Here is a 945-nt window from a genome sequence, read left to right as displayed (position 1 = left end):
CAATTCCCAAGCTAATAGCCAAAATCATATTCAGATGATTGGGGAATTTGTACGGATCTGACTATAAATTTGCCTCCCCTGCCTCCTCTGCCTCCCCTGCCTCCTCTGCCTCCTCTGCCTCCTCTGCCTCCTCCGCCTCCTCCGCCCCCCTGCCCCCCTGCCCCCCTGCCCCCCAACTCCCGATTCTCTAGGGATTGATCTGCTTGAGGATCATTCGCAGGCGATCGTAATCGTCTTTGAGGAGGACGCTGATGGAGCGTCCGGCTTCCACCAGCCAGGGGCGATCGCAGTGTCGGAGTTGATAAATTTCTCGGATGGTTGCGGCCACCAACGAATCCACCGGAGCGTTGGCTACTTGCAGGAGGGTCCGCAGGAAATCCAGGCTTTCGCTGAAGTTGACCACCGCTTCCGCCGAGCAGCGGTAGACAGCTTGGTGAATTTGGGGGGGACGGGGGGGGAGGTATTGATAAATTTTGCCGCGATCGGGCCGCGATCCGTTCCTCCCTTGCGGCGGTTCTTCAAAACCGACGATCGCCGCCCGGAATTCGGTTTTCAGCATGGCAAAAATTTGGGGCTGCTGTTCCCGCAACTCTTGCAGGGACAGGCCCAAAGCCCGAGCCCGGTGAACGGAGTCGATGGGACTCGTCGTCGCGTGGTAAACGATCGCGTACACCCGGTTGCCGGACTCCTCGTCCACCGCCACCACCCAACTCCCGAAAGGCGGCATCACCGGAAAGCTGAGATCCTCCGGTTCCAAGCACTGAGCCAGAAACTCGCAGGTTGACGTTTCGATCACCTCGGCGAAGTGGTCGCGGTGCCGGTTGGCTGCCGCAAATTGAGGCAAGGGAAGGCGCATGGCTCACAGATCGGAACATACAGACAGTTATAAGGCTGGTCAGGGGTGCGTCCCTTATATCCATCCAGAGGGATGAAAGCCTTACCAGG

The 945-nt window shown here is 58.7% G+C and carries 1 protein-coding gene; it reads right to left on the bottom strand.

Annotated features, from left to right (window positions below):
* Window positions 1–187: 187 nt before the first annotated feature.
* On the bottom strand, window positions 188–856 hold the full coding sequence (locus AC0QHF_RS03315) for an HAS-barrel domain-containing protein (RefSeq protein WP_324702764.1): 669 nt from the start codon (window positions 854–856) through the stop codon (window positions 188–190).
* Between the last annotated feature and the right edge of the window lie 89 nt (window positions 857–945).

The sequence above is a fragment of the Lyngbya sp. CCY1209 genome, from assembly GCF_055795065.1.
Note: the sequence above shows the minus strand (reverse complement) of the source record. Positions and strands in the feature narration are given on the sequence as shown.

Excerpts from the sequence above, each read along its gene's own strand:
- AC0QHF_RS03315 (WP_324702764.1), bottom strand. The coding sequence starts at position 856 with ATGCGCCTTCCCTTGCCTCAATTTGCGGCAGCCAACCGGCACCGCGAC.